Annotated in this window: 28 protein-coding genes; 5 read left to right on the top strand and 23 right to left on the bottom strand. The window is 72.3% G+C overall.

The genetic code is table 11. From position 1 onward, the window contains the following. Positions 1–35: 35 nt before the first annotated feature. On the bottom strand, positions 36–458 hold the full coding sequence (locus tag E9232_RS23835) for an organic hydroperoxide resistance protein (RefSeq protein ID WP_309798216.1): 423 nt from the start codon (positions 456–458) through the stop codon (positions 36–38). A 181-nt stretch (positions 459–639) separates the two neighbouring features. Between E9232_RS23835 and E9232_RS23830 the strand changes: the two genes are divergently transcribed. Beyond that, positions 640–1,098: a MarR family winged helix-turn-helix transcriptional regulator gene (locus tag E9232_RS23830; RefSeq protein WP_309798215.1), complete on the top strand. Its 459-nt coding sequence runs from the start codon at positions 640–642 to the stop codon at positions 1,096–1,098. 23 nt (positions 1,099–1,121) lie between these two features. Here E9232_RS23830 and E9232_RS23825 read toward each other — a convergent pair whose 3' ends face one another. From E9232_RS23825 to E9232_RS23760, 14 genes are all read right to left on the bottom strand, one after another. Then, the gene (locus E9232_RS23825; protein ID WP_309798214.1) at positions 1,122–1,367 is read right to left on the bottom strand and encodes a DUF4170 domain-containing protein; all 246 of its coding nucleotides are present in this window, start codon (positions 1,365–1,367) and stop codon (positions 1,122–1,124) included. Between the two features lie 5 nt (positions 1,368–1,372). Continuing rightward, on the bottom strand, positions 1,373–2,023 hold the full coding sequence (gene upp, locus E9232_RS23820) for a uracil phosphoribosyltransferase (RefSeq protein WP_309798213.1): 651 nt from the start codon (positions 2,021–2,023) through the stop codon (positions 1,373–1,375). A 78-nt stretch (positions 2,024–2,101) separates the two neighbouring features. After that, positions 2,102–2,521: a rhodanese-like domain-containing protein gene (locus E9232_RS23815; RefSeq protein WP_309798212.1), complete on the bottom strand. Its 420-nt coding sequence runs from the start codon at positions 2,519–2,521 to the stop codon at positions 2,102–2,104. Between the two features lie 238 nt (positions 2,522–2,759). After that, entirely contained in the window at positions 2,760–3,416 is a 657-nt protein-coding gene (locus E9232_RS23810) for a cell wall hydrolase (protein WP_309798210.1), read from the bottom strand. Then, a complete protein-coding gene (locus tag E9232_RS23805) occupies positions 3,413–3,928 on the bottom strand; it encodes a hypothetical protein (RefSeq protein WP_309798208.1) in 516 nt (171 codons plus the stop codon). The genes E9232_RS23810 and E9232_RS23805 overlap by 4 nt, the downstream gene beginning before the upstream one ends. 1 nt (position 3,929) lies before the next feature. Continuing rightward, positions 3,930–4,502 (bottom strand): type II secretion system protein GspM, encoded by a 573-nt coding sequence (gene gspM, locus E9232_RS23800; RefSeq protein ID WP_309798206.1) that lies wholly within the window; start codon positions 4,500–4,502, stop codon positions 3,930–3,932. Further along, on the bottom strand, positions 4,499–5,554 hold the full coding sequence (locus E9232_RS23795) for a PilN domain-containing protein (RefSeq protein ID WP_309798205.1): 1,056 nt from the start codon (positions 5,552–5,554) through the stop codon (positions 4,499–4,501). Before E9232_RS23795 ends, gspM begins: the two co-directional genes overlap by 4 nt. An 8-nt stretch (positions 5,555–5,562) precedes the next feature. After that, complete coding sequence (locus tag E9232_RS23790) at positions 5,563–6,558, bottom strand: type II secretion system minor pseudopilin (RefSeq protein WP_309798203.1); 996 nt, start codon at positions 6,556–6,558, stop codon at positions 5,563–5,565. Next, positions 6,539–7,381, bottom strand: coding sequence for a prepilin-type N-terminal cleavage/methylation domain-containing protein (locus E9232_RS23785; RefSeq protein WP_309798201.1), 843 nt, complete (start codon positions 7,379–7,381; stop codon positions 6,539–6,541). Before E9232_RS23785 ends, E9232_RS23790 begins: the two co-directional genes overlap by 20 nt. Next, entirely contained in the window at positions 7,378–7,797 is a 420-nt protein-coding gene (locus E9232_RS23780) for a type IV pilus modification PilV family protein (RefSeq protein WP_309798200.1), read from the bottom strand. Before E9232_RS23780 ends, E9232_RS23785 begins: the two co-directional genes overlap by 4 nt. Beyond that, positions 7,787–8,278, bottom strand: coding sequence for a GspH/FimT family pseudopilin (locus tag E9232_RS23775; RefSeq protein WP_309798199.1), 492 nt, complete (start codon positions 8,276–8,278; stop codon positions 7,787–7,789). The genes E9232_RS23780 and E9232_RS23775 overlap by 11 nt, the downstream gene beginning before the upstream one ends. Beyond that, positions 8,253–8,711: a type II secretion system major pseudopilin GspG gene (gspG, locus tag E9232_RS23770; RefSeq protein WP_309798198.1), complete on the bottom strand. Its 459-nt coding sequence runs from the start codon at positions 8,709–8,711 to the stop codon at positions 8,253–8,255. Before gspG ends, E9232_RS23775 begins: the two co-directional genes overlap by 26 nt. A gap of 8 nt (positions 8,712–8,719) precedes the next feature. Continuing rightward, on the bottom strand, positions 8,720–9,925 hold the full coding sequence (locus E9232_RS23765) for a type II secretion system F family protein (protein ID WP_309798195.1): 1,206 nt from the start codon (positions 9,923–9,925) through the stop codon (positions 8,720–8,722). Positions 9,926–9,929: 4 nt separating this feature from the next. Continuing rightward, positions 9,930–11,615: a GspE/PulE family protein gene (locus E9232_RS23760; RefSeq protein ID WP_309798193.1), complete on the bottom strand. Its 1,686-nt coding sequence runs from the start codon at positions 11,613–11,615 to the stop codon at positions 9,930–9,932. A gap of 362 nt (positions 11,616–11,977) precedes the next feature. On the opposite strand from E9232_RS23760, the gene gspD reads away from it, so the two are divergent. Beyond that, complete coding sequence (gspD, locus tag E9232_RS23755; RefSeq protein ID WP_309798191.1) at positions 11,978–14,179, top strand: type II secretion system secretin GspD; 2,202 nt, start codon at positions 11,978–11,980, stop codon at positions 14,177–14,179. 13 nt (positions 14,180–14,192) lie between these two features. Continuing rightward, positions 14,193–14,927: a prepilin peptidase gene (locus tag E9232_RS23750; protein ID WP_309798189.1), complete on the top strand. Its 735-nt coding sequence runs from the start codon at positions 14,193–14,195 to the stop codon at positions 14,925–14,927. Positions 14,928–14,940: 13 nt separating this feature from the next. Here E9232_RS23750 and E9232_RS23745 read toward each other — a convergent pair whose 3' ends face one another. The 8 genes from E9232_RS23745 to E9232_RS23710 all read right to left on the bottom strand — a co-directional run bounded on the left by E9232_RS23745 (position 14,941) and on the right by E9232_RS23710 (position 22,168). Next, entirely contained in the window at positions 14,941–16,641 is a 1,701-nt protein-coding gene (locus E9232_RS23745) for a copper resistance CopC/CopD family protein (protein ID WP_309798187.1), read from the bottom strand. Between the two features lie 110 nt (positions 16,642–16,751). Beyond that, positions 16,752–17,270, bottom strand: a complete 519-nt coding sequence (locus E9232_RS23740; RefSeq protein ID WP_309798186.1) for a YcnI family copper-binding membrane protein — start codon at positions 17,268–17,270, stop codon at positions 16,752–16,754. A gap of 65 nt (positions 17,271–17,335) precedes the next feature. Further along, positions 17,336–17,941: an SCO family protein gene (locus tag E9232_RS23735; RefSeq protein WP_309798181.1), complete on the bottom strand. Its 606-nt coding sequence runs from the start codon at positions 17,939–17,941 to the stop codon at positions 17,336–17,338. Position 17,942: 1 nt separating this feature from the next. After that, positions 17,943–18,437 carry a copper chaperone PCu(A)C gene (locus E9232_RS23730; protein ID WP_309798179.1) on the bottom strand — a complete coding sequence of 165 codons (495 nt, stop codon included), beginning with the start codon at positions 18,435–18,437 and terminating at the stop codon, positions 17,943–17,945. Between the two features lie 104 nt (positions 18,438–18,541). Further along, the gene (locus tag E9232_RS23725) at positions 18,542–18,925 is read right to left on the bottom strand and encodes a DUF2946 family protein (RefSeq protein ID WP_309798177.1); all 384 of its coding nucleotides are present in this window, start codon (positions 18,923–18,925) and stop codon (positions 18,542–18,544) included. Between the two features lie 83 nt (positions 18,926–19,008). Then, positions 19,009–19,773: an aldolase/citrate lyase family protein gene (locus E9232_RS23720; RefSeq protein WP_309798176.1), complete on the bottom strand. Its 765-nt coding sequence runs from the start codon at positions 19,771–19,773 to the stop codon at positions 19,009–19,011. 18 nt (positions 19,774–19,791) lie between these two features. Continuing rightward, positions 19,792–20,595: a DUF1835 domain-containing protein gene (locus E9232_RS23715; protein WP_309798174.1), complete on the bottom strand. Its 804-nt coding sequence runs from the start codon at positions 20,593–20,595 to the stop codon at positions 19,792–19,794. A gap of 94 nt (positions 20,596–20,689) precedes the next feature. After that, the gene (locus E9232_RS23710; RefSeq protein WP_309798173.1) at positions 20,690–22,168 is read right to left on the bottom strand and encodes a DHA2 family efflux MFS transporter permease subunit; all 1,479 of its coding nucleotides are present in this window, start codon (positions 22,166–22,168) and stop codon (positions 20,690–20,692) included. Between the two features lie 273 nt (positions 22,169–22,441). Between E9232_RS23710 and E9232_RS23705 the strand changes: the two genes are divergently transcribed. Next, positions 22,442–24,973 (top strand): Tex family protein, encoded by a 2,532-nt coding sequence (locus tag E9232_RS23705; protein WP_309798171.1) that lies wholly within the window; start codon positions 22,442–22,444, stop codon positions 24,971–24,973. Positions 24,974–25,192: 219 nt separating this feature from the next. Further along, positions 25,193–26,173 (top strand): transcriptional regulator FtrA, encoded by a 981-nt coding sequence (gene ftrA / locus E9232_RS23700; protein ID WP_309798168.1) that lies wholly within the window; start codon positions 25,193–25,195, stop codon positions 26,171–26,173. Positions 26,174–26,177: the final 4 nt, after the last annotated feature.

The raw sequence follows: 26,177 nt of genomic DNA, 5'->3' as shown, positions 1-26,177 counted from the left end.
GGCGGGCCGGCGTCATCGCCGGCCCGGCCGGGGGATCAGGCGACGGTCAGGCGGACGTCGAGATTGCCGCGGGTGGCGTGCGAATAGGGGCAGACCACATGGGCGCGGGCGACCAGGTCCTCGGCGACCGCACGCTCCACGCCGGGCAGGGCAATGGTCAGCCCGACCTCGAGGCCGAAGCCCTGGCCGTCGTCACGCGGGCCGACGCCGACATCGGCCGTGACGGTGGCGTCCGCCGGGACCTTCACCTTCAGCTGGCCGGCAACGAATTTCAGCGCGCTCAGGAAGCAGGCGGAATAGCCGGCGCCAAACAGCTGCTCCGGATTGGTGGCGTCGCCGCCCTGGCCGCCGAGCTCCTTCGGCGTGGTCAGCGCGACGGACAGCTTGCCGTCTTCGCTGGTGGCGCGGCCGTCACGGCCGCCGGTTGCCGTGGCCTTGGTGCGATAGAGGATGCTCATGATCGGATCTCGCTGATGAGGGGGCGGCGGGTTGCCGCTTGCGAGAAATTAAATAGCGCACAATTGAATTGCTCGATATGTGATTCCGGTATGGCGCGGCCGCAAAATTGAATGGTGCGCAATCCAATTGTGGAGCGTATCCAATCGGATTGTCCCGTTCCCCACCCCGGGAGAGCCCGCGATGCCCGATACCCTGGAACCCCACCAGCGCCTGGCGCAGCAACTGTGCTTCGCCGTCTACTCCACGGCGCATGCCTTCAACCGCGTCTACAAGCCACTGCTCGACCGGATCGGCCTGACCTATCCGCAATACCTCGTCATGCTGGTGCTGTGGGAACGCGATGGCTTGGCGGTGAAGGCGATCGGCGAGCAGCTGTTCCTCGATTCCGGCACGCTGACGCCGCTGCTCAAGCGCCTCGAGGCGGCCGGCCTGGTCGAGCGCCGCCGCAGCCGCGAGGACGAGCGGGTGGTCAACATCCACCTGACCCCCGCGGGACGGTCGCTGCAGGCCGAGGTGGCGGCGGTGGGCGAGGGGATCGGCTGCGCCGCCGAACTGACGCTGGAGACGGCGGGCAGCCTGCGGGATTCACTGCTGAAGGTGCGCGACAGCCTGCACGCCAGCGCCGGGGCGGCCGAGTAAGACCGCCAGAAAGCCTGGGCGCGTCAGCCCTTGCGGCTGGGGTCGGTCGACGGGTCCAGCAGCCGGTGCAGATGCACGACGAAATAGCGTTTCTGCGCGTCGTCCACCGTCGCCGCCGCCTTGGCCCGCCACGCGGCATAGGCCTCGGCGTAGTTCGGGAAAACGCCGACGATGTCGAGCTTCGACAGGTCGGAGAACTCGATCCCGGTGGGGTCCTTGAGGTCGCCGCCGAGGACGAGGTGCAGCAGCTGCTTGGGCTGGTCGGTCATTTCGCTCACTTCGTGCCGAACATGCGGTCCCCGGCATCGCCGAGGCCCGGAAGGATATAGGCGTTGCCGTCGAGGCAGCGGTCCAGCGCCGCGGTGTAGATGCGCACGCCGGGGTGCTTTGCGTGCAGCGTGCGCACGCCTTCCGGCACCGCCACGAGGGCCATGAAGCGGATCAGCTCGTCCGGCACGCCGTGGCGGTTCAGCACGTCGATCGCGTGCACCGCGGAATTGCCGGTGGCCAGCATCGGGTCGACCGCGATGAAGATGCGGCCCTGCGGCTCCGGCAGCTTCACCAGGTATTCGACCGGCATCTTGGTGTCGTGATCGCGATACAGCCCGATATGGCCCTGGCGGGCGGAGGGGATCAGCTCGATCAGCCCCTCGGTCATGCCGAGGCCGGCGCGCAGGATCGCGACCAGCGCCACCTTCTTGCCCATCAGGACGGGGGCGTCCATCGGCTCCAGCGGCGTCTCGATCCGCTCGCTGGTCATCGGCAGGTCGCGGGTGATCTCGTAGCCCATCAGCAGCGAGATCTCGCGCAGCAGGGTGCGGAATCCGTTGGTCGACCGGCCCTTGTCGCGCATGTGCGACAGCTTGTGCTGGATCAGCGGGTGGTCGAGGATGAAGAGGTTGGGGAATTCGGGCAGCGTCTTCATCGGGCCTCGGCGCGGCGGTTGCGGCCCGACCATACAGGGCCGGGCCGACGGTTCCAAGGGGCGCGCCGGACTCGGCGGTTACGCCTGCTCGAGGGTGAAGCCTTCGTCCAGCCAGCCGGCCAGGCCGCCGATCATCACCTTCACCGGCCGGCCCAGCTCGGCCAGCTTGATGGCGGCGCGGTCGGCGCCATTGCAGTGCGGCCCGGCGCAATAGACCACGAACAGCGTGTCCGCAGGCCATTCCGCCATCCGCTCCGCCGTGATCTCGCGATGCGGCAGGTTGATCGCGCCGGCGATGCGGCCGGCGGCATAGGCGTTCGGGCCACGGGCCTCGGCCAGGACGAAGTCGGGGGCGCCGGACGCCAGGGCGGCATGGACGTCGGAGCAGTCGGTCTCGAAGCCCAGTCGGGCGCGGAAATGCGCCAGGGCGACATCGGACGGGGCGGCGGGGATCGCGGCGACGACGCTGGGGGCGGATCTCGGGGCAGGGCTGGTCATGGCGGGTCTCCGGTTGGAATGACCGCAACTGTGCCCAGCCGGCGCCTCGGCTGCCATTGGCGCGAACGACAGGCATCGGGCAGATCTTGCCAATTGTCCGAGGAGAGACCTCTCGACTCCCGAGATCGTCATTGCGAGCGTAGCGAAGCAATCCATCGGGCAGCCCGAACCGGCGCCATGGATTGCTTCGTCGGCTTCCGCCTCCTCGCAATGACGGCGTTGGGGGGCCGGCGCCGGCTCAGGGCCGGAAGAAGCGGTGGCCACCGATGGTGGTACGGTAGGCCTCCGCCGTCGCCCAGGCCGGCGCCCGCACCCGCGCCGGGGCGTAGAAATGGGTGGCGCCGGCGGTCGGGTCGGTGAAGATGCCGGCCATGACATGCAGCGCCACCGACCAGGCGATGCGGAACCGGGGCATGTCGCGGATGGTCAGGTCGCCGGTGGTCCAGGGGAACTGGCCGTGGTCGCCGATCACGGTGCAGATGGTCTTGGGATAGTCCGGGTCGCGCAGCCGGTTCAGCACCACCTGCGCCACCGCCAGCTGGCCCAGCCGCTGCTCGCCCTGGGCTTCGAAATACACGGCATAGGCCAGGCAGCTGGCCTGGTGCAGCACCGTCGGCCGCGCCCGGGCATCGGCCAGCCGCAGCCGCGCCACGATCAGGCGGCGGATCTGGGCGGGGGTGACGGCGCTCTTCTGGGCCGGCTGCGGCACGGCCGCCGTGGCGTCGGCGTCCGGCCGGCTGGGGATCAGGCTGCCGGGGTCGGGGTCCGCCGGCATGATCCAGCCTTCGCCCGGCAGGGTCTGCGCCCGCAGCCCGGGACCGGGCGCCAGGCAGGCCAGCGCCGCCAGCAGCGCCAGGGAACGGGCCCCATGGCGTTTCAGAGGGCGGCGCGTCACGGGGCGGGCGGGAACAGCGGCAGCTCGGCCGCTCCGTCCGGGCCGCTCAGCGTCACCGAGCCCGCGGCGATCCGCTCGACCTGCCAGCCGGCGAGATTGTCGCCCTCGTGCAGCGTCACGGTCTCGCCGGTGTCGTCGCGGCGCAGCAGGGCGGCGCTGCGGTCCCCGGCCAGCATGATGCCCTGCAGCGTCATCGACGGCGGCGGCGGCGCCGGCGTGGCCACCGGGGCTTCGACGGTCGGCTCCGGCTCCGGCAGCGGCTGCGGCGGCCGGCGCGAGGTGCTGAACAGCGGCCGCTCCACCGTCTCGGTCAGGCTGGCCAGGTCAGGTGCCGCCACCAGGGCCGGCGCGGGTGGCGCGGCCCCGCCTTCCGGCGGCAGCGCGGCCTGGGCGTTGCCGGCGCGGACCACGGCGGGCACCGCGGACGGATCCTCCGGCGTCAGCAGGTAGGATCCGGCGATGACCAGCGGGCCGAGCGCCACCAGCAGCCGGGTCAGGGGGTGCCACGCCATCTCAACTGCCCTCCGCCGATCGGCGCATCACGCCATAGAGGTCGACCGACACGGTCAGGTCCGGGTCCTCGGAATCCCCCGCCGCGGTGTCGGCGCGGATGGTGAACGCCGGGATGAACAGCGGCGGCGCGCCCGCCTCGAAAGCATACAGGATGTCGCGCAGCGCGCCGATCCGGGCACTGAAGGTGGCCCGCAGCCCGATCCTGGTATAGCCGGGATCCTCGATCGCCGGCAGCACCAGCGTGCTGTCGACCCGGCCGGCATGGGCCGCGACGATGCCGCCGACCAGCTGCTGCAGCGAGGCCGCGGCGATCGCCGGACTGGCGCCCTGCAGCGCCGGGGTGGCCCCGCCCGCGGCGGCGACCAGCGCGGCCCGCCGCTCCTCCAGCCGGTCGCGCGTCATCGACAGCCGGGCCAGCAGCGCCAGCTCCTGCCGCAGCCCAGCGGCGGTGTCGTCGGCGTCGCGGATGGCGACCGTCCCGGCGGCGAAGCCGACGCCGATGCCCGCCACCAGCAGCAGCAGCAGGCCGATGGCCAGGGCGCGGGCGGCGGCGGGGCTGAGGTCGAAGCTCATCGCCGGCCTCCCGGCCCGGGGGCCACCGACTCGGGCACCAGCGTCGCGCTCACGGCGAAGCGGTCCTGGTTGCGTTCGGGGTCGCGCACGCTCGGCGCGGCGAAGGCGACGGCGTCCAGCTGCGGCAGCGCCGCCAGCAGCGGGATCAGGCCGGCCGCGTCGTCGGAAAAGCCGCCAAGCCTCAGCGTGCCCTGCTCCAGCGACAGGTCGGTCAGGAAGGCGGTGTCCGGCACGGTGTGGCTGATCGATTCGAGCAGGGCCGAGACATAGGGCGTGGTGCGGCGCTGGGCGCCGAGATAGGAATCCGCCTCCTCCAGCCCGCGGATCTCGGCCTGCATGGCGCTGATCGGCGCGGTCGCCGCCCGCGCGGTGGCGACCTGGTCGCGCAGCGCCGACACCGCCGACCAATGCGCCACCACGGTCCAGCCCAGCCACAGCCCGGCGATCGCGGCGGGGGCGGCGAGGCCCAGGCCGCACAGCCAGCCCAGGCGGCGCAGGGCCCGGCGGCGTTCGGCATCGATGTCCCGGCGCAGATCCGGGCCCGGTGGCGCCGCGGCATCCTCGGCGGCCAGGTCGACCACGTCGGGGGTCCAGCCGGTCCCGGCCAGCGCGTGCAATGCTGCGTCGATGCGGTCGCGCGGCACCGCCGAGATCTCGACCGCGAAGGTCGCGCCGTCGCCGACCGGGCCCAGGCGGCGGGCGCCGAAGGCGACGCCGTCGGCGGGCCAGGGGGTCAGCCGGTCGATCTCGAAGCGCAGCACCCGGCCCAGCGCCGCCTCCGCCGCCCGCGGCAGCACGATCTGCCGGCGCAGCCCGTCCCCGGCCGGAAAGCGCAGGATGACGGCGGCGCCGCGCGGCTTCGGCATGGCCCGGTCGAAGGGCGCCTCGCGCAGCATCCGGGCGCCGCGGGCCTCGATCAGCCGCGGGCCGTCGTCCCGCCACAGCAGGATCGCCCGGCGCCGGGGGGCCGGGCGGCGCAGCCAGCGGTCCGGCACCACGGCGGCGAGCTCGCGCCCCCACCAGCGCAGGAATTTGGCCAATCGACTGGTCATGCCGGCGATCATGCCGGGTCCTCCCCCTTGCGCGGGCGGTCGAATCCGGCCTCGCGCCAATCCAGGATACGATAGAAGGCCTGCGAGTCGGCAGCGATCCACACCACCGCCTCGACCCGGCCGCGCCCGCCGCGGCTGGTGACGGCGTCGACGGTGACGGCATAGATCGGCCCGGCGGCGGTGCGCAGCAGGTCGGCGTCATCGGCCGGCAGCATCGCGGCCAGCCGCTCCGGCGTCGGCGGCGGCTTCTCCCGTCGCGCCCGCACCACGGCCTCGGCCTGGGCCTTGGTCACCCCCGGCAGCGCCTGCAGCACCATCGGGTCGGCGGCGAAGGGGTTGATGCCGGCGGCGGGCGACAGCACGGTGACATGCGGCATCAGCGCATCGGCGATGGCGCGGGTGACGCCCGGCACCCGCCGCAGCTCCTCGCGCGACTGGAACGGACGGCCGGCCGCCGGGTCGTCCGGATCGGTCCGGGCCGGCGGTATCGCCTTGGTCGGCGGCGCGGCCCGGGGGCCGTTCTGGCCGGCGGGCGCGGACCGGGCGGCGGTGGGGGCCGCCTCCCCGCCGCGTTGGTGCAGGATGGCGGTGGCCAGGCGCGGCGCGCCTTCCGGCGAACCCATCACGGCGGTGATCAGCCGCTGCAGCGTGTCGGCATCGGCGCGGTTCAGGTCGATGCGGCCGGCCTCGTCGCGGATCCGGACGGTGACGCGGCCGCCGTCGATCTCGGCGGGATAGGCGGTGCCGTCGGCATGCCAGCCGCGCTCGTCATCGGCGGTGCCCAGGCCCAGCACGGCCAGCTCCACCCCGCCGCGCAGCAGGGCGCGCAGGCGGGTCTGCTCGGCGCCGTTGGCGGCGACCCGGGCCTCGGTCCGGCTGCTGACGCTGAAGCCGAGCGTCAGCATCGCCAGCATCACCAGCGTCCACAGCACCACGACCAGCGCGATGCCGCGCTCGCCCTGGCGGGCGCCATCGGCGTGGGGGTCAGCCGGGTTTGCTGGCATCGTGCGACACCGACAGGCTGCAGAAATCGCCGTCGCCCGCGACGGGCGTGGCGGCGGCGGTAGTGTTGGCAGCGGGGTTGGCCGGGCCATTCTGCGCCGGTGGATTGGGCTGCGCCGGCGGCGTGGCGGCGTCCTTCCCCGTCGTATCCGGCTGCTCGGGCGGCTGGGCGCCGGCGGCCGGGGCGGTGCGGGCGCAGGCGGCCTCGAGGTCGACCGGCAGCGGCACCACGATGTCCGGCCACGGCGCCTGCCCGGCCGCGTCGCGGCTGCGCAGCCGGATCAGCAGCGGCGGCGCCTGCCGGTCCGGCCAGGGCGACACCCAGCGCGGCTTGGCCTCGCCGGGCACGGTGCCGAAATAGTCGAAGGCGAAGCGGGTCGGGCCGTGGGCCAGGATCAGGTCGTCCGTGGTCTTGGCCGCGCTGAAATCGTCCAGCCGCGGGTCGAAGCCGGCGCGGGCGTAGCGCAGGGTCGACACCCCCGCCGCCACGTCGACATGGAAGATGGCGATGGCCAGGCCGGGCGCGCCGGGGAAGCCGGGATCGACCACGGCCAGGCCGACGCGATCGGCCTCGCCGCGGAAGGCGACGGCCGGCTTGGGGCCGCCCTGCAGGGTCAGGCGCCCCGCCGCGGCCGCCTCGCGCCGCAGCGTGGCCTGCACCAGGGCGATGGTCTCGCTGGCGTCGGTCGCCCGGGCGCCGCGGTCCCAGCCGGCGGTGACGAAGCGCAGGCCGCCGGTCAGCAGCACCATCACCAGGGCCAGCACGACCATGGCGATGATCGTCTCGATCAACGTGAAGCCGCGCTGGTTCCGGCGGGCGATCATTGCACCGCCACCAGGGTCACGGTGGTCATCTCGAAGCGGGTGCCGGCCGCGCTTTCGACCGCGATGCGCACCTGGGCCAGCACCGCATCGCGGCCGCCGAGCTTGACCTTCTCCCGCGGCGCATCGGCCCAGCGGTCGGCGTCGATCCGCCAGCGATAGCCGTCGGCCTCGCCGGCCAGGCGGTCGCCCAGCTTCAGCGGCGTGCTTGAGGCGCCCAGCTGCGCCGACAGCCCTTCGGCGACGAAAGCGGCGCGCTGCAGCCCGTCGGCGCGGGCCAGCCCGGTCAGCCCGGTCGAGAAGATGCGGAAGATGACGGTCAGGACGAGGCCGAGGATGACCAGCGAGACCACCACCTCGATCAGGGTGAAGCCGCGCTGGGGCGCCGTCCGGTCGCGCAGTCCTCGCCTATGCGCCATCGCCGGCCTCGCCGATGCGGACCCGGCCGGTCAGCCAGTTGACCTCGACCTGGTAGGTTCGCCGCTGGTCGCCCAGGAAGATGGTGCCGCCGGTCGACCGGCCATCGGGCAGGAAGCGGATGCCGGGCCGGCCGTCGGGGTCGGCGGCGATGTCGGCGGCGGTGACGCGGACGGCGATGCCGTCGGCGATGCGGTTGCGCAGCGGCGCGTCGACCGGGCCGAAGGTCCGCCCGGTCGGGTCGATCACCACGCCGCGCGGGTCGGCGTGCAGGATGGCGTCGCTGCGGGCCTGGCGCAGCTCCGACGCCAGCGTCGCCACGGTGCGCTTCAGCGACGCCTGGGCGGCGCCGCGCGACAGCATCGGCGGTACCAGCGCCGCCATGGCGCCGAGGATGACCAGAACCACCAGCAGCTCCAGCAGGGTGAAGCCGCGGCTGTCCCGGTCACGGGCCCTCTCACCAGCTGGTGATGTCGGCGTCATCGCCGCTGCCGCCTTCCCGCTTGTCGGCGCCGAAGGAGTAGAGGTCGAACGCCCCGTGCTGCCCCGGCGCGCGATAGCCATAGGCCACGCCCCAGGGATCCTGCGGCAGATCGGTGGTGCGCAGATAGGGGCCGTTCCAGCCGCGCAGCCCGCCCGGAGAGACGAGCAGGGCTTTCAGCCCCTGGCTGGTGGTCGGATAGCCGCCGACATCGATGGCGTAGAGGTCGAGCGCGGATTTGAAGTTCTCGATCTGCAGCCGCGCCGAATCGGACCGGGCGCCACCGAGATAGGCCAGGACGCGGGGGCCCACCAGCCCGGCCAGGAGGCCGAGGATGACGAGCACGACCAGCAGCTCGATCAGGGTGAAGCCGGCCTGCCGGTCCGGTTCGGCGGCAGCGGGAAGGGCGGGCGTGTCGTGCGGGGTGTTCTGCATGCGGGATCTCAGAAGGCGAGGTCGTTGATGCTGATGACGGCCAGCAGGATCGACATGACGATGCCGCCCACGGCCAGGCCGAGGATGATGATCAGGGCCGGCTCCACCAGCGTGACCAGGCGCTTGATGGCAGCTTCGAGCTTGCGTTCATAGGCGTCGGCGATGTGCGCAGCGGTCATGTCGATCCTGCCGGTCTCTTCGCCGACCCGCAGCATCTGCACCGCGAGCGGCGGGAACACACCGATCTCGGCCAGCGGCTCGGCCAGTCCGCGGCCCTGTCGCACGCCGCTCATGACGGTCTCCATCGCAGTGGCCACCGCGGTGTTCGAAATCACGTCGCGCGACAGGGCGATGGCCGTCGGCAGGTCGACACCGTTGCCGACCAGGGTCGACAGGGTGCGGCAGAACCGGGCCGTCACCAGCAGCCGCAGCAGCGGGCCGAACAGCGGCAGGCGCAGCGCCACCTTGTCCCAGGCCAAGCGTGGCCCGGGGATCGCCAGCAGCCGCCGCACCGCGATCACCGCCGCCACGATGCCCAGGCCGACCACCCAGCCGTAGTTCTGGGCGAAGCGGCCCACGGCGATGACGATGGCGGTCGGCGTCGGCAGCGCGGCGCCGGCATCCTTGAAGATGGTCTCGAACTGCGGCACCACGAAGGCCAGCAGCAGGAACACCGACGACAGCGACACGACCACCAGGATCGCCGGGTACAGCATCGCCGAGACCACCATCTCGCGGGTCTTCTCGCCGCGCTCGCGCAGTTCGGCCAGCCGCTCCAGCACCACGTCCAGCGTGCCGGAGCTTTCGCCGGCGCGGACCATGTTGACGTACAGCTTGGGGAAGGTGGCGCCCTGCTCCTCCAGCGACGTGCTCAGGCTGGCCCCGGCCCGCACCCGCGCCAGGATCCGGGCGGAGAGGGCGGAGATCACGCCGGCGCCTTCGGACAGGGTGACCAGCGCCTGCTCCAGCGGCTGGCCGGCGGCCAGCAGGATCGCCAGCTCGCGGGTCAGGGTGGTGATGTCGCCGGGTTTTGGCGCGCGGCCGCTGCGACGGCCGGTGGCCGGCCCCTTGCCGGCGCGCACCGGCGCCACGTCCAGCGGCAGGATGCCGGTGGCCTGCAGCCGGGTGGCCAGGCTGGCCTCGTCCGCGGCCTCGGCGCGGCCTTCGACCAGGGCGCCGGTGGCGTCGATCGCCTTGTATGCGAAGACCGGCACCGCCCTACCACTCCTCGGTGACGCGGTGGACCTCGTCCAGCGTGGTCAGCCCGGCCAGGCATTTGTGCAGCCCGTCCTCGAACATGGTGACCATGCCGCCGGCGCGCGCCGCCTGGGCCAAAGCGGTGGTCGAGACCTTGTCGCGCAGCAGCTCGCGCACCGCATCGTCCGGCGCGAAATACTCGAAGATGCCGATCCGGCTGGTGTAGCCCAGCCCGTCGCAGGCGCTGCAGCCGACCGATTCGTACAGCTGCGGCGTGGCCGTCGCCAGCGGCCGCACCGCCTGGGCCCGCTCGACCAGCTCGTCCGGGGTCGTCACCGGCCGGCGGCATTCGGGGCACAGCTTGCGCACCAGACGCTGGCCGATCACCCCGCCGATGGTCGAGGTCAGCAGGTAGTTGTCGACGCCCATGTCGAGCAGGCGGTTGACCGCGCCGGCGGCGTTGTTGGTGTGCAGGGTCGACAGCACCAGATGGCCGGTCAGGGCGGCATGCACCGCGATGTTGGCGGTCTCGCCGTCGCGGATTTCGCCGACCATGATCACGTCGGGATCGTGGCGCATGCAGGATCGCAGCACCCGGGCGAAATCCAGGCCGATCTGGGGCCGGACATGGATCTGGTTGACGCCCTTGATCTGGTACTCGATCGGGTCCTCGACGGTCAGGATCTTGCGGCTCGGCTGATTGAGGATCCGCAGCGCGCCGTACAGCGTCGTGGTTTTGCCGCTGCCGGTCGGGCCGGTCACCAGCAGGATGCCGTGCGGCTTGGCCAGCTGGCGCAGCAGCGCCGCCTCGACCTCCGGCGCGAAGCCGATCGCGGTCAGCGCGATGTCCATGCCGGCGGTGTCGAGCAGGCGGATGACGACGTTCTCGCCATGCAGGGTCGGGATGGTGGCGACGCGCATGTCCATGCTGCGGCCGCCGACGCCGAAGCGGGCCCGCCCGTCCTGCGGCAACCGGCGCTCGGCGATATCCAGCCGCGACAGGATCTTGATCCGGCTGACCAGGGCCGGGGCCAGCCGCACCGGCGGGCCCTTCATCTCGCGCAGGATGCCGTGGATGCGGTACCGGACCTTGACCTCGTCGCGGTAGCATTCGACGTGGATGTCGGAGGCGTGGAGCCGGATCGCGTCGCTGAAGATCTGGTTGACCAGGCGGATCACCGGCGCCTCCTGCGCCAGGTCGCGCAGGTGCTCGACATCCGGGTCGCGCGCTGACTCCTCGGGATCGCTGCCGATGTCGTCGACGATGCGCTCGACAGCGGTGCGACCGCTCTCGAAATAGCGGGCGAAGGCGTCGTCCAGGTCCTCGGTCGCCGCGACGCAGGGGCGGACCGGCCGGCGGGTCGCCAGCTCGACCGCTTGGCGGGCGTAGAGGTCGCCGGGATCGGCCATGGCCAGGACGACGCCGTCCTCGGCCTCGGCCAGCGGCAGCACCCGGGTCTCGCGCAGGAAGCGGGCCGACAGCTTGCCGTCGAACAGCAGTGCGGCCGGGAACGCGTCCGGCCCGACCAGCGGGACGTCATGCTGCAGCGACAGGGCCAGCGCCTGGTCGCGGCCCGACACCAGGCCCAGCTTCGACAGCAGGGCAGGGACGGCGTCGCCGGAACTTTCCTGCAGGCGCGACACCCGCGTCCGATCCTCGGGGCCGAGCTTGCCGAGTTCGACGAGAATGTCCAACAGGGGTTTCACGACGCCCTTTCCGGTCCGTATGGCGGCAGGCTTGGCCGCGATCCCGCATCATCGGCGCGTCGGCGACCGCGCGCAATCTCGGCCGCCCGACTGTAACGGTCAACCGAAATGTTTGTGTCTTATCATGGGGTTACTTTGCCGATTTCAATAAAACTTAACATTAATGCAACAAGGCTGTCTTGATTCCGGGCCCACCGCTCTTGGCTCTTGTGGAGCCAGGGCCGGACGGGCTATGGCTCGACGTCGCCGCGGGGATAGCATCAGTGATTTGTCGGGCGTTTTCCTTCAGGATCCTTGGGATTCCCTTGCTGCTCGCGCTGGTGTCTTGCGCGCAGCCGCAGGGCCAGGACCGGCAGCCCTCGATGTTCGACGACCTGTCCAACCGCTCCCTGGCGGCGCCGGGGGACAATCGGTCGCGCTCGAACGTGGTGGCCTCGGCGGGACGCACCGCGCCGGTGCGCCAGGCCCAAGTCTTCCCCGGCATCGACACCGCCCCCGGCGGCCAGCCGGACATCGGCGCGCCGATCCAGGCGCAGCCCGGCGGCTACCAGATCAACTTCAACAACGCCGACCTGGCGCAGGTGGTCCAGGGCGTGCTGGGTGACCTGCTCCACCAGCCCTACACGCTGGACCCGCGGGTCACCGGCACGGTGACGCTGTCGACCCAGGGGCCGATCAGCCCCAACGACCTCTTGGCCATGCTCGAGACCGTGCTGCGCGCCAGCGGCGCCGCGCTGGTGCAGGACGGCCGCGCCGGCTACCGCATCCTGCCGCTCGGCGAGGCGGTCGCCGGCCGCACCGTGCTGCAGCTCGGCACCGATCCGAAGCCGCTGCCGGCCGGCTACGGCATCACCATCATCCCGCTGCGCAACGTCTCGGCCGAAACCATCGGCCCGCTGATCGCGCCGGCGACCAACCCGGAGCTGGTGCGCGTCGACCCGACCCGCAACCTGGTGTTGATCTCCGGCACCAGCGCCGACCGTGCGGCGCTGGGCGCCACCGTCGAATCCTTCGACGTCGACTGGCTGCGCGGCATGTCGTCGGGGATCTTCCCGCTGCACCAGGCGACGCCCGAGGCGGTGATCCGCGAGCTGAGCTCGGTGTTCGGCGGCGCGCCGGACCGCGGCCCGCTGAAGGGCCTGATCAACTTCATGCCGGTCGAGCGGCTCAACGCCGTGCTGGTGGTGACGTCGCGGGTCGACAAGCTCAACGAGGCCGGCCGCTGGATCAAGCGGCTGGACCAGGGCGATTCCGACGAAGAGCGGGTCTATGTCTACATGGTGCAGAACGGCACCGCGGCGAACATGGCGCGGGTGCTGGGCCAGGCCTTCGGCAAGGTCGACCAGAACGGCAGCTCGCCCTTCGACGACGAACAGGGCTCGACCACGGCCCCCGGGCTCGGCCTGACCGACAGCACCAGCGGCGGCGCCGGCCAGCAATCCTCGCCCGGCGGCAGCACCGCCAGCCAGCCGGGCAGCACAGCCCAGGCCGGGGCCGGGCAGCCAGGCGGGTCGCAGTCGCAATTCGCCCCGATCGACTTCAACGCCCAGTCGAAGGAAGGCGACGCCTCGATCCTCGGCCTGGCGGGCACCTCCGCCGGCAAGGCGGCGGTGTTCAAGCTGGACAAGCTGGGCGAGGTCCGGGTGGTGCCGGACAAGGACAAGAACGCGCTGCTGATCCGGGCCCGGCCAGCGGCGTTCCGCATGATCGAGACGGCGCTGCGCGCGATCGACGCCAGCCCGCTGCAGGTGGTGATCGAGGCGACGATCGCCGAGGTGACGCTGAACGACAAGCTGCAATACGGCGTCCAGTACTACCTCGAATCCGGCAACTTCTCCGGCGGCTTCACCACCGGCACGCCCGCGGCCGGATCGGTGAACGCGCCCCAGCCGACCGCCGGGGGTGGCCTCAACCTGGTCGTCGCCGGCGCCAATTCGCGGGTGATCATCAACGCGCTGTCGTCGATCACCGATGTGCGGGTGATCTCGGCCCCGACCCTGTCGGTGCTGAACAACCAGACCGCCCGGCTGCAGGTCGGCGACCAGGTGCCGGTGCGGACACAGCAGAGCCAGTCGACCGACACCGGCAACTCGCCGGTCATCAGCAACATCGAATACAAGGACACCGGCGTGATCCTGAAGGTCACGCCGCGGATCAACTCCAACGGCGACGTCAGCATGGATGTGCAGCAGGAGGTCTCGAACATCGTTCCCGACGCCTCCTCCTCGGCCGACGACGCGCTGGCGCCGACGATCTCGACCCGCCGCATCGGCTCGATCGTCTCGGTCGCCAACGGCCAGACCGTGGCGCTGGGCGGGCTGATCCAGGAGAACCAGACCAACGGGCGCAGCGGCGTGCCGGTGCTGCAGGACATCCCGCTGCTGGGCAACCTGTTCTCCTCCACCAACGACAGCCGGGTCCGGACCGAGCTGATGGTGTTCATCACCCCGCGGGTGATCCGCAACGCCGCCGACGCCGCGGCCATCACCCAGGAGCTGCGGTCGCGGATGGAGGCGCTGCGGCCCCGCACCGGCTCCCCCACCCGGCCGCCCAAGCCGCTCTGACCCGCCGGGCGCCGTGACCCCGGTCGCGATCGCGCTGCTCGCCGCCTCGCCGATCATCGGCAGCTTCCTTGCTGCGGCGGCGCAGCGTCTGCCGGACGACGCCCGGGGCCTGCTGCTCGGCCGCTCGCGCTGCGACCATTGCCGGCAGCCGCTGACGGCACGGGATTTGATTCCCATCGCCAGCTGGCTGGCGCTCCGCGGCCGCTGCCGCCATTGCGGCGCGGCGATCGACCGGATGCATCCCGTGATCGAGCTGGCGGCGGTCGGCGTCGCCGTCCTGGCGTTGGTGGCCGGCAGCCCCGCGGCGATGCCCGCGACCTGCCTGCTGGGCTGGTGGCTGCTGCTGCTCGGCGCCATCGACCGGCGCACCGGTCTTCTGCCCGACATGCTGACCCTGCCGCTGATCGCCGCCGGGCTGCTGGAAGGGCTGGTGACGATGGATGGCGCGCCGCCCATCGACCGGATCGCCGGCGCCGCGGTTGGCTATGCGGTGTTCGCCGGCCTCGCCTTCGCCTATCGCCGCCTGCGCGGCCGCGACGGGCTGGGGCTGGGTGACGCCAAGCTGCTGGCGGCGGGCGGCGCCTGGCTCGGCTGGCAGGCCCTGCCCGGCGTGATCCTGATCGGCGCCGGCGGCGCGCTGGCGGCGGCGCTGATCCTTCAGCGCGGGGGGCTGACCCGGCACACCGCCATCGCCTTCGGGCCGTGGCTGGCCCTCGGCATCTGGGCGATGCGCCTGCTCGGCCCCTGAGGCTGCGGTCCGGCTACGGCCGGATCTCGACCTCGTCCTCCAGCCGCGCCATCTCGAAATCCGAGATCAGCACCTCGATCCGGGCGGTCCAGCGGCCCGGCACCGGGATGGTCAGCCCGTCGACGCGCCAGCTGCCGTCCCCGGCCTTGGCCGCCGGCCGGCGGATCGGCTCGATCCCGGCGGCGGGGTTGGACAGCACCAGCGTCACCTCCTGCGCGTCCAGCGCGCCGAAATCCCCGGTCATCACCACGATCGACGCCGTCACCGGGCCGGCGCGGCCGGGGCTGATGGTCAGGTCAGCCATGGCGGGGGCGGTGTGGATGTGGATCGATGCCGGCCGGGCCGCGGCCTCGGCCAAAGCGCGCGGCGGCGGGGTGAAGCGCCAGGTGGCGGCGACGGCGAAGATCGCCAGCACCAGCAGCGTCTCGACCGCGATCGACCGGGCCAGGTACCGCGCCGCCGGTCCGTCGCCGGCCTCGGCCCGGCTGGTCAGCCGCCAGCGGTTCAGCGCGGCCAAGCCGAACAGCAGCAGCACCAGCGCCAGCTTGACCAGCAGGACCCGGCCATAGGCGGTGGTCCACAGCGCCGAGAAATGGTCCAGCTGGACCACGGCCAGGGTCAGGCCTGCAGCCACCAGCGGCGTGACGATGAAGGGGATCAGGGCGGCGAAGCGGCGCAGCGCCGCCACCGCCCCGGGTCCGCCGGCGCGCAGATGCAGGCCCAGCGGCAGCAGCGCCCCGGCCCAGGCCGTGATGCAGACCGCGTGCACGAACACGGCCGGCCGGGTCAGCGTCTGCGGCGCGGCGGCGCTGGCATGGCCGCTGGCCGCCAGCGCCAGGCCGGTCGCGGCCAGGGCCAGCAGCGCCGGCACGGCCGCCATCGGTCCGCGCCGCAGCGCCAGGGCCAGCAGGCCGAGCGCCAGCGCCAAGGCCGCGACCAGCGCGGTGGTGCCGTAGCTGGTGCCCCAGCCGGTGGCCCAGGCGATGCGCTGGCCCAGGCCGGACAGCGGCACGTCCAGCGCATCCAGCCCCTGCAGCCCGACCGACAGCGGCGCGGCCGCCAGCCCCAGCAGCATCAGGACGACGGCGGTCCGCGTGGTAGCACGGGGCAGTGGCGCCACCGCGGCGCGGAACACCGCCGCGCCGACGCCGAGGAACAGCGCGGCGTAAAGCGCGACCTTGGCCAGCCAGATCGCCGCGCGGACCGGCCTGTCGACCGCTTCCGCCGTCCCCGGCACCGGCCCGGCACTGGGCGCGCCGACCGAGAACACGACGGACCCGCCGACCGGATGGCCGTCCTCGGAGATCACGCGCCAGCTCAGCATATGGGTGCCGGGGCCGATGCCGGGCGGCGCCTCGATCACCAGCGTGGCGTCCTCGAGCCGGTAGTGGTCCAGCACCGTGGCGGTGCCGTCGGGCCCGATCAGCCGCAGCACCAGCGGCGACACCGGCTCGTTGAAGGTCAGCGAGAAGCCGGCCGGCGCCGCCGCGACCACCGCATTGTCCGCCGGCTCGGCCTGGATCAGCGAGGCATGGGCCAGGGCGGCATGGGGGGCGATCAGCCCGGCCAGGATGGCGATCAGGAGAACGAACCAGAGCGCAGCGAATCTTCTCTTGTCCCCTCTCCCCTTGCGGGAGGGGGCCAGGGAGAGGGGGTTCGAGCCGAAAGAACGACCTCTGAATGCGAAGGAGTGGGCGGATTCGTCAGGTCTCACGACCAGGTTCCGGCGCCTTACGATCGGCAACCCCCACCCCCTGGCCCCCTCCCGCGAGGGGAGGGGGGACTCCTTTTGCGAAGCGCCGAGGAGGCAGGTCGAGGACGTTCTCACGGCCTCGGCAGCAGCCGGATGCCGGGGGCCGGGGTCTCGTAGTCGTCGGGGTCCTTGCCCTCGGCCGGGATCTCGATCCAGCGGTCGGTCCCCTTTTCGCATTCCTGCACCACCGGGAAGTACAGCTTGGTGTCCGGCTTCAGGTCGGCGGTCAGATAGCCGCGGAACACGAACTCGTCATAGAACTCGTCCGGCAGGTTGCCGCCGCTCCACACCACCTCCTTCACACCCTCGTTGGTCGGGGTGCCGTAGTAGTCGTAGGAGGCGGCGTATTTGCCCTTCACCGTGGCCAGGGTCCAGCCGGGCTTCGGCATCGGCTTGACCGCGATCACCCCCTCCGGGATCTGGACGCGGATCTTGATGGTGGCCGACCCGTCGCAGCCATGCGGCACGCGCAGCACCGCCTTATAGGCGCCGCCCACGGCCGCCTGCTGCGTCTCCAGCGTGATGTGGGCGAAGGCCGGGGCGGCGGCCAGGGCGGCGGCGGCCAAGGCGGGCAGGAAGGATTTCGGCATGGTCGATTCTCCAGGATGGGACCGGCCGCGGCCGGTCGGATGGCGTTCAAAAATGGGAAAAGGGTTCAGGCGCCGGCGATCAGCCGGCGCAGCGCCGCGACCCGTTCGGGGCCGGGGGTGCCGTAGGCGATGGTGTCGGCGAAGCGGCCCTGGCGATCCATCAGGTAGATCATCGCCGAATGGTCCATGGTGTAGTCGCCGTCGCTGGTCGGGACCTTCCGCCAGTAGACGCGGTACGCCTTGGCCACGGCGGTGATCTCGGCCTCGCTGCCGGTCAGCCCGGTGATACGGGGGTCGAAGGACTGCAGGTACTGCTGCAGCATCTCCGGCCGGTCGCGCTCCGGGTCGACGGTGACGAACAGCACCTTCACCTGGTCGGCCTCGGGGCCCAGCGCCGCCAGCGCCTGCGACATCTCCCACAGCGTGGTCGGGCAGATCTCGGGGCAGTGGGTGAAGCCGAAGAAGATGGCGAAGGGCCGGCCCTTCAGGTCGGCGTCGCTGACCATGGCGCCGTTCTGGTCGGTCAGCCGGAACGCGCCGCCCGGCAGCGCCCCGGACACCACGGTCCGGGTGGCCGACGGGTCCTTCGAATAGACCAGCAGGAAGCCGGCGGCCCCCACCAGGATGGCGATGGCCGCGAGCAGCAGCGGGACCAGGATGCGGGCGCGCATCTCAATTCCCCATCCCGGGCATGGTCGCGGCGCTGTGGTCCGGCGCGGTGGCGCCGATCGCCTCGACCGCGAAGCGGACATCGACGGTGCCGGCCTTCTCGAAGGTCAGCCTGCCGGCGAAGTCCTCGCCCGCCTTCAGCGGCCGCTTCAGCTCGAGGAACATCAGATGGTAGCCGTCGGGGGCCAGCGCGGCCCGGCCGTTGGCCGGCACCGGCAGCCCGTCCGGCATCAGCCGCATGGTCATGACGCCGTCGGTCATGGCCATCTGGTGAATCTCGACATGGCCGGCGATCTCGGCCGTCGCCGAGACCAGCCGGTCGGGCTCGGACCCGGTGTTCTCGATCGCGGCATAGCCGCCGGCGACCTTGGCCCCGGCCGGGGTGGCCCGGCTCCAGGGATGGGTGATGTGGATGGCGCCGGCCTTGAACTCCTGGGCCAGCGCCGGCCCGGCGGCCAGCAGCGCCAGGGCCAGGGCGGCTTTCGCAAACAGGGACATGATGGGGTGCTCCAGGCAGGACCGCCCCCCGATTCACCCCATTTTTAGGGTGGATGGCGGGGGCGCGGTCGTGAACCGTTGCGGACCCGAAGGTCCGGGCGGGGTCAGGCCTGGAAGGGCGGGGCTCGGGGGTTGGCCGGCGACCGCGGCACGGCGACGACGGCCGGCGCGGTGCGGAGGGGCGTGGCCTCGGGTTCGCCGGCCAGCTGCGGCACCAGCAGCACCGCGACGAAGACCGGGGCCATGTGGCCGCCGAACATGCTGCAGCCGATGGTGCAGCAATCGGGCAGGTGGCCGTGGCCGGCGGGCTGGTCCGGGCGGTCGGGGGTGGACGGGCCGCCATCGGCGCGGCACAGGCCGGACAGGGGGTCGAAGGCGACGGGGGCGGCGCTGGCGCCAATGGCGAAGCCGCCGATCAGGGCCTGGAAGAACAGCAGATAGGCCGCGCACAGCGCGACCCATGATGTCCGTCCTTGCCTGCGCCTCATCCGCACGTCGCTGCGTTCCCCCTTCAGCCCGGCCGGGATATCACGGCCGCGGCCGGGCGCAAACCCGGCCGCTGTGCGACAGATCAGCTCTTGTAGCTGCGCGCCAGCGCGTCGGCGTTGCGGGCGAGCAGGCCGAGGTCGGAGCCGACCGCGACGAAGCGGTAACCCCATTCGATGTAGCGCCGGGCCTCGGCCTCGATCGAGGTCAGGATGCCGGCCGGCTTGCCGATCGCGGTCAGCCGCCGCACCGCGTCCTGGATCGCGGCCTGCACCTCCGGATGGGCCGGGTTGCCGATATGGCCCATCGAGGCCGACAGGTCGGACGGGCCGATGAACACGCCGTCGACGCCGTCGACCCCGGCGATGTCCTCGATCCGCGCCAGCGCCTCGCCGGTCTCGACCTGCAGCAGCACGCAGATCTCGGCATCCGCCTTCTTCAGGTAGTCGGCGACCCGGCCGTAATGGCTGCCGCGGCCGCTGGTGGTGATGCCGCGGATGCCGGCTGGCGGGTAGCGGCAGGCGGCCACGGCGCGGCGCGCCTCCTCGGCATTCTGCACGAAGGGGATCAGCAGCGCCTGGGCGCCGATGTCGAGGATGCGCTTGATCAGCACCGGGTCGTTCCAGGCCGGCCGCACGATGCCCGTCGCGGTGCCGCGCGCCGCCGCCTGCAGCTGCGCCAGCAGGTCCGGCAGCTCGTTCGGCGAATGCTCGGTGTCGAACAGGATCCAGTCGAAGCCGCTGTCGCCGATGATCTCGGCGACGATGTTGCTGCACAGGCTGCTCCACAGCCCGATCTGGGTGTGCCCGGCGGCCAGCGCCGCCTTGAACCGGTTCCGGTCGAGTTCCATCGGTGTTTCGTTCCTCTGTCAGCGTGTCCGCCGCACCCGGCAGCCACGGATGGTGGCCGGGCTGCCCTCGAACTCCACCCGGCCCTGCGCCGCCAGCTGGCGCAGCCGCCAGAAGCAGAAGGCGTCGGTGGCGAAGAAGCCGGCGATCGTGCCCATCGGCTGGCCGATCACGCGGGCAGCGGGCATCCAATCGGTCCCGACCGCGGCCAGGATCTCGGCGTCATGCGCGTCGATCGGATGGGTGGTGATGATGCCGCCCCGGTGGTGCCGCAGCCCGCCGCCATCGGCGCGCAGTCGTTCCCACTCGGCGGCCAACCGGGCCCGGCGATCGGGATCGACCGGCCGGGCCGTGGCCGCGGCGCGCGGGACATCCTCGGGCTCCAGCATGCCCACGGCCGTCATGTCGCGGCGCAAGGCTCCGGGCAGCAGGTCCGGGCCGACCGCCACCTCCTCGAGCGGCGCGGTGGCGTCGCGCAGCGCCCAGATCGCCCGGCGCAGCTTCAACTGCTCGGCGGCGCCGCTGCCATGCCACAGGACGAACGTTTCCGCCGCGTCCGGCAGCGCCCGCAGCACCGCCGCCTCCTCCGCCAACTGGTCGACCAGCCGGCCGCCGGTCTCGATCGCCGCGCGATCCTCATCCGGGAACACCGCATGCCAGAAGGCGGCGCGGGCGTCGGGCCGGTCGCTGTCGACATCGCCGAGCGGCCCGACCGCCAGGTCGTCGCGCAGGACCAGCACCGCCGCTTCGGGCAGGTTCAGCCCGGCGCGGATCACTTCGGCGGCGCTGTCGCCGCAGCAGACATGCAGGACGGGAACGGGCATCGCGATTCTCCGGACCGGACCGGGACTATAGCAACCCGCCCGCGGTCGAACAGGACGTTCGCCTAATTCGCCGCATGCTCTCTGCGGCCGGCAGCTACGGGGTCACGGTCTCGGCCTTGGCTTCGTCCGGCGCTGCCGTGGCTGGGTTGCGCAGCAGGGCGGCGCCCAGCACCGCGGCCAGCGCCGCGAAGCAGGCCCCGACCAGGAAGGCGGCCTGGTAGCCGCCGAGCAGCGCCACCAGCCGGTCGGCGCCCGCCGCCAGCAGCCCGCCAGTGCGCGCCGCGGCCAGGCTGGCCAGCACGGCCAGGCCCAGCGCCCCGCCCATCATGAAGGCGGTGTTGACCACGCCCGAGGCCAGGCCGGAGTCGGTCGGCCCCACCTCGCTCATCGCCGCCAGCAGCAGCGGGTTCAGCGCCATGCCGGCGCCAAGACCCAGCAGCAGCATGCCGGGCAGGACATGCAGGGTGAAGCTGCCGTCGACCGGGGCCCAGGCGAACAGCGCCAGCCCGGCCGCGGCCAGCAGCAGCCCCCCGCCCAGCGGCGCCCGGATGCCGAAGCGCATCACCAGCCTGGCGGACAGGCCGAGCGAGAAGGCGGCCATGATCAGATTGGACGGCAGGAAGGCCAGGCCGACCGCCATCGGGTCGTAGCCCAGCACCTGCTGCAGGTACAGCGCCGACAGGAAGAACCAGGCGAACATGGCGGCGGCCCACAGGACGCCGACGATGTTGGCGACGGCCAGGCTGCGCAGCCGGAACAGGCCCAGCGGCATCAGCGGCGCGCTGACCCGCGACTCGATCACCAGGAACACCGCCAGCAGCGCCACCGCGCCGCCCAGCAGGCCGAGGGTGCGGCCGGAGGTCCAGCCGGCCTCGTTGCCGCCGACGATGGCGTAGACCGCCAGCATCAGCGCGGCGGTCACGGTGACCGCGCCGGCGATGTCGAGTCGGCTGGACGGGGCCTCGCCGCGGCCGGCGGGCAGCAGCATCAGCGACAGGGCGAAGACCGCGATGCCGATCGGCAGGTTGACCAGGAAGATCCAGTGCCAGCTGAAGGCGCCGGTCAAGAGGCCGCCGAGCAGCACGCCGATGCTGCCGCCGCCGGCGCAGACGAAGCCGTAGACGCCCATCGCCTTGGCCCGGTCGGCCGGTTCGGTGAACAGGTCCATGATCAGCGACAGCGCCACGGCGGAGACCACGGCGCCGCCCAGCCCCTGCACCGCGCGGGCCGCGACCAAGAAGGTCTGGCTGCCGGCCAGGCCGCAGGCCAGCGACGCCAGGGTGAACGCCGCCAGGCCGATCAGGAACAGCCGGCGGTGGCCGAACAGGTCGCCCAGCCGGCCGCCGAGCAGCAGGAAGCCGCCGAAGGTCAGGAGATAGGCGTTCACCACCCAGGCCAGGCTGGCTTCGGTGAAGCCGAGATCGGCCTTGATCGAGGGCAGGGCGACGTTCACCACGGTCGAATCCAGCACGATCATCAGCACGCCGAGGCACAGGATGGTCAGCGCCAGCCAGCGCCCGCTGCCCGGCGCCGGGGGCACGGAGGTCCGGTCGGTGGTACGGCTGTCCGTCATGATGGCGTTTCCCCTTCGCTTGCGCCGGTCCCGGCCCGGCGCCCGTGACGCGATGGCCCGGCTCTCCGCCCGATCTGTCGATCGGGGGCGGCGCGGTTTTTGTTAACTGTGTGGTTCAGTATCATGTCACGATGGACCACCGCAAGAATCGCAGGGGGACTTTAATCCGGCCCTCGACCCTCGGCCCCGTGGAAGCGGCTTTTGACCTGCGGCCTCGCCGCGCGGTAGAAGCAGCGCCTTCTGTTCCTTCCTCACAACCCTTCCGGTCAGCCGATGATCTCCATCAGCCAGCGCATCGCCGACGAGCTTGCGGTTCGCGAAAACCAGGTCGCGGCCACGATCGAACTGCTCGACGGCGGCGCCACGGTCCCCTTCGTCGCCCGCTACCGCAAGGAAGCGACCGGCGGGCTGGACGACATCCAGCTGCGCGCGCTGGATGAGCGGCTGCGCTATCTGCGCGAGCTGGAGGAACGGCGGAAGACGATCCTCGACAGCATCGCCGAGCAGGGCAAGCTGGACGACGGTCTGCGCGCGCAGATCGAGGCGGCCGAGACCAAGGCGCGGCTCGAGGACATCTACCTGCCCTACAAGCCGAAGCGGCGGACCAAGGCGCAGATCGCCCGCGAATCGGGGCTGGAGCCGCTGGCCGACGGGCTGCTGGGCCGTCCCGAGAACGACCCGCAGGTGGCGGCCGAGCCCTTCGTCGACGCCGAGAAGGGCGTGGCCGATGTGGCGGCGGCGCTGGACGGCGCCCGCTCGATCCTGGTCGAGCGCTTCGCCGAGGACGCCGATTTGATCGGCAGCCTGCGCGAGGAGCTGTGGTCGCGCGGCCGCCTGCTGTCCAAGGTCCGCGAGGGCAAGGAGACCACGGGTGCCAAGTTCTCCGACTATTTCGACTATGCCGAGGTCCTGACCAAGCTGCCCTCGCACCGCATCCTCGCCTTGTTCCGGGGCGAGAAGGAGGAGGTGCTGTCGCTGACGCTGGAGCCGGAGCAGGCGCCCGAAGACTCCGCGCTCAAGGACAAGGCCCCCGGCCTCTACGAGCAGCGCATCGCCCATCGCTTCGGCGTGGTCGCCCAGGGCCGCCCGGGCGACCAGTGGCTGGCCGAGACCGTGCGCTGGGCCTGGCGCACCAAGATCCTGGTCCATCTCGACGTCGACCTGCGGCTGCGGCTGTGGCAGGCGGCGGAGGAGGAGGCAGTGAAGGTCTTCGCCGGCAATTTGCGCGACCTGCTGCTGGCCGCCCCGGCCGGCACCCGCGCCACCATGGGCCTGGACCCGGGCTTCCGCACCGGGGTGAAGGTCGCCGTGGTCGACGCCACCGGCAAGGTGCTGGCCACCACCGCGATCTTCCCGCATGAGCCGCAGAAGCGCTGGGACGACTCGATCGCCACCCTGGCCGAGCTGGCCAAGACGCATGCCGTCGACCTGATCGCCATCGGCAACGGCACCGCGTCCCGCGAGACCGACCGGCTGGCCGCCGAGCTGATGAAGCTGCACCCGGACCTGAAGCTGACCAAGGCGATGGTGTCCGAGGCCGGGGCCTCGGTCTATTCCGCCTCGGCCTTCGCGTCGCAGGAGCTGCCGGACATGGACGTGTCGCTGCGCGGCGCGGTCTCGATCGCCCGCCGGCTGCAGGACCCGCTGGCCGAGCTGGTGAAGATCGACCCGAAGTCGATCGGCGTCGGCCAGTACCAGCACGACCTCGCCGAATCCAAGCTGTCGCGCTCGCTCGACGCCGTGGTCGAGGATTGCGTCAACGCGGTCGGGGTCGACCTCAACACCGCCTCCGCGCCTCTCCTGGCCCGGGTCTCGGGCGTCGGCGAAGGCCTGGCGCAGAACATCGTGCAGCATCGCGACGCCAACGGGCCGTTCCGGCTGCGCGCGGCGCTGAAGGATGTGCCGCGCCTCGGGCCCAAGGCGTTCGAGCAATGCGCCGGCTTCCTGCGCATCCCCGGCGGTGACGACCCGCTCGACGCGTCCGGCGTGCATCCGGAGGCCTATCCGGTGGTGCGCCGGATCATCGAGGCGACGGGTGGGGAGATAAAGGCGCTGATCGGCGATGCGGCCACCCTGCGCGGCCTGTCGCCGGAGGCCTTCACCGACGACAGCTTCGGCGTGCCGACGGTGACCGACATCCTGCGCGAGCTGGAGAAGCCGGGCCGCGACCCGCGCCCGGGCTTCAAGACCGCCACCTTCAAGGACGGCGTCGAGAAGCTGTCCGACCTGCAGCCGGGCATGGTGCTGGAAGGCGTGGTGACCAACGTCGCGGCCTTCGGCGCCTTCGTCGACATCGGTGTGCACCAGGACGGGCTGGTCCACATCTCGGCGATGTCCAAGACCTTCGTGAAGGACCCGCGCACCATCGCCAAGCCGGGCGACGTGGTGAAGGTCAAGGTGCTGGAGGTCGACCCCCAGCGGAAGCGCATCGGCCTGACCATGCGGCTGGACGATGACGGCGCCGCCCGCCCGCCGCGCCGCGAGGGCGGTGGCACCCCCGGCGGCCGCGACCGTTCAGGCCCGCCGCGGCAGCACCAGGGCCGCCAGGGCCAGCCGAGGCAAGGCCAGCCGGGCCAGGGGCAGCCCGGGCAGGGGCAGCCGCGCCAGGCCCAGGCCGGACAAGGCCAGCCGCGGCAGGACCGGCCACGGCAGGAGTCCGGGCCGCAGCGCGAGGGCCAGTCCAGGCCGCAGCAGCAGCCCTACCAGCAGAAGCCCCGCGCCCCGGCGCCGGAGCCCGATGGCGCCATGGCCGAGGCCCTGCGTCGCGCCGGCCTGGCCGGCAGTGGCACCAGCAAGCGGCGGTAGCGATCAGGGCGGGGAGTCGCTTCCGTCTTCCCTTAATCGTCATTGCGAGCGCAGCGAAGCAATCCATGCCAGGCGGCTCCATGGATTGCTTCGTCGGCTGCGCCTCCTCGCAATGACGATTGAGACCTTGCCGCTGGGAGAGTCGTCGCGCGTGTCGGAGCCGCTGCACATCCCCCGCCCTTGACGCTTCAGCCCCCGATCGCGTCCCATCTCCCGGCCATGCCCTCGCCGTCCAACCGCCCCACCTCGCCGCCGAACCGCACCGTCGCCGTCCTGGCCTATGACGGGCTGTGCACCTTCGAGTTCGGCGTCGCGGTCGAGGTGTTCGGCCTGCCGCGGCCGGAATTCGCCGAGTGGTACCGCTTCACCGTCTGCGCCGTCGAAACCGGGCCGCTGCGCGCCATCGGCGGGGTTCAGGTCACGGCGGCCGCCGGGCTGGAGGCGCTTGAGGAGGCCGGCACCATCGTCGTCCCCGGCTGGCGCGACATCCGCGAGATCCCGCCCGAACCGCTGCTGGCCGCCCTGCGCCGGGCCCGCGACCGCGGTGCCCGGCTGGTCTCGATCTGCTCCGGCGTGTTCGTGCTGGCCGCGGCCGGGGCGCTGGCCGGCCGGCGGGTGACCACCCATTGGCGCTACGCCGAGGCGCTGGCCGCGCGCTATCCCGACATCTCCGTGGTGCCCGACGTGCTGTATGTCGACGAGGGCCAGGTGCTGACCTCGGCCGGCAGCGCCGCCGGGCTCGACCTCTGCCTGCACATCGTGCGGCGCGACTGGGGGGCGCGGATCGCCAACCAGGTGGCGCGGCGCCTGGTGGTGCCGCCGCACCGGGAGGGCGGCCAGGCCCAGTTCGTCGACCGGCCGGTGCAGGTCGAGGACCGGCCGCGCCTGGCCGCGCTGTTCGACTGGATCAGGCGCAACCTGGCCGGGGACCTGCCGCTGGATCGCCTCGCCGACCAGGCCGGGATGAGCCTGCGCACCTTCCTGCGCCGCTTCCGCGACGCCACCGGCATGACCCCGGCGGAATGGCTGGTCGGCGAACGCCTGGCGCTGGCCCGCGACCTGCTGGAGACCACGGAACTGCCGGTCGAACGCATCGCCACCGAATGCGGCTTCGGCTCGGCCGACACGCTGCGCCACCATTTCCGCCGCCGCCTCGCCACCAGTCCCGCGCGGTACCGCGCGGGCTTCAGCCTCGGTTGAGCCG

Origin of the sequence: Inquilinus ginsengisoli, assembly GCF_031453975.1 — a bacterium.
Taxonomy (GTDB): domain Bacteria; phylum Pseudomonadota; class Alphaproteobacteria; order DSM-16000; family Inquilinaceae; genus Inquilinus; species Inquilinus ginsengisoli_A.
The sequence above is the reverse complement of the archived record's forward strand: the minus strand, read 5'-3'. Positions and strand labels throughout refer to the sequence as shown.

What these genes read in the sequence shown, in the direction of transcription:
- E9232_RS23835 (WP_309798216.1), bottom strand. Translation starts at nt 458, where the DNA reads ATGAGCATCCTCTATCGCACCAAGGCCACGGCAACCGGCGGCCGTGAC.
- E9232_RS23830 (WP_309798215.1), top strand. Translation starts at nt 640, where the DNA reads ATGCCCGATACCCTGGAACCCCACCAGCGCCTGGCGCAGCAACTGTGC.
- E9232_RS23825 (WP_309798214.1), bottom strand. Translation starts at nt 1,367, where the DNA reads ATGACCGACCAGCCCAAGCAGCTGCTGCACCTCGTCCTCGGCGGCGAC.
- upp (WP_309798213.1), bottom strand. Translation starts at nt 2,023, where the DNA reads ATGAAGACGCTGCCCGAATTCCCCAACCTCTTCATCCTCGACCACCCG.
- E9232_RS23815 (WP_309798212.1), bottom strand. Translation starts at nt 2,521, where the DNA reads ATGACCAGCCCTGCCCCGAGATCCGCCCCCAGCGTCGTCGCCGCGATC.
- E9232_RS23805 (WP_309798208.1), bottom strand. Translation starts at nt 3,928, where the DNA reads ATGGCGTGGCACCCCCTGACCCGGCTGCTGGTGGCGCTCGGCCCGCTG.
- gspM (WP_309798206.1), bottom strand. Translation starts at nt 4,502, where the DNA reads ATGAGCTTCGACCTCAGCCCCGCCGCCGCCCGCGCCCTGGCCATCGGC.
- E9232_RS23795 (WP_309798205.1), bottom strand. Translation starts at nt 5,554, where the DNA reads ATGACCAGTCGATTGGCCAAATTCCTGCGCTGGTGGGGGCGCGAGCTC.
- E9232_RS23790 (WP_309798203.1), bottom strand. Translation starts at nt 6,558, where the DNA reads ATGCCAGCAAACCCGGCTGACCCCCACGCCGATGGCGCCCGCCAGGGC.
- E9232_RS23785 (WP_309798201.1), bottom strand. Translation starts at nt 7,381, where the DNA reads ATGATCGCCCGCCGGAACCAGCGCGGCTTCACGTTGATCGAGACGATC.
- E9232_RS23780 (WP_309798200.1), bottom strand. Translation starts at nt 7,797, where the DNA reads ATGGCGCATAGGCGAGGACTGCGCGACCGGACGGCGCCCCAGCGCGGC.
- E9232_RS23775 (WP_309798199.1), bottom strand. Translation starts at nt 8,278, where the DNA reads ATGACGCCGACATCACCAGCTGGTGAGAGGGCCCGTGACCGGGACAGC.
- gspG (WP_309798198.1), bottom strand. Translation starts at nt 8,711, where the DNA reads ATGCAGAACACCCCGCACGACACGCCCGCCCTTCCCGCTGCCGCCGAA.
- gspD (WP_309798191.1), top strand. Translation starts at nt 11,978, where the DNA reads ATGTTCGACGACCTGTCCAACCGCTCCCTGGCGGCGCCGGGGGACAAT.
- E9232_RS23740 (WP_309798186.1), bottom strand. Translation starts at nt 17,270, where the DNA reads ATGCCGAAATCCTTCCTGCCCGCCTTGGCCGCCGCCGCCCTGGCCGCC.
- E9232_RS23735 (WP_309798181.1), bottom strand. Translation starts at nt 17,941, where the DNA reads ATGCGCGCCCGCATCCTGGTCCCGCTGCTGCTCGCGGCCATCGCCATC.
- E9232_RS23730 (WP_309798179.1), bottom strand. Translation starts at nt 18,437, where the DNA reads ATGTCCCTGTTTGCGAAAGCCGCCCTGGCCCTGGCGCTGCTGGCCGCC.
- E9232_RS23725 (WP_309798177.1), bottom strand. Translation starts at nt 18,925, where the DNA reads ATGAGGCGCAGGCAAGGACGGACATCATGGGTCGCGCTGTGCGCGGCC.
- E9232_RS23720 (WP_309798176.1), bottom strand. Translation starts at nt 19,773, where the DNA reads ATGGAACTCGACCGGAACCGGTTCAAGGCGGCGCTGGCCGCCGGGCAC.
- E9232_RS23715 (WP_309798174.1), bottom strand. Translation starts at nt 20,595, where the DNA reads ATGCCCGTTCCCGTCCTGCATGTCTGCTGCGGCGACAGCGCCGCCGAA.
- E9232_RS23710 (WP_309798173.1), bottom strand. Translation starts at nt 22,168, where the DNA reads ATGACGGACAGCCGTACCACCGACCGGACCTCCGTGCCCCCGGCGCCG.
- E9232_RS23705 (WP_309798171.1), top strand. Translation starts at nt 22,442, where the DNA reads ATGATCTCCATCAGCCAGCGCATCGCCGACGAGCTTGCGGTTCGCGAA.
- ftrA (WP_309798168.1), top strand. Translation starts at nt 25,193, where the DNA reads ATGCCCTCGCCGTCCAACCGCCCCACCTCGCCGCCGAACCGCACCGTC.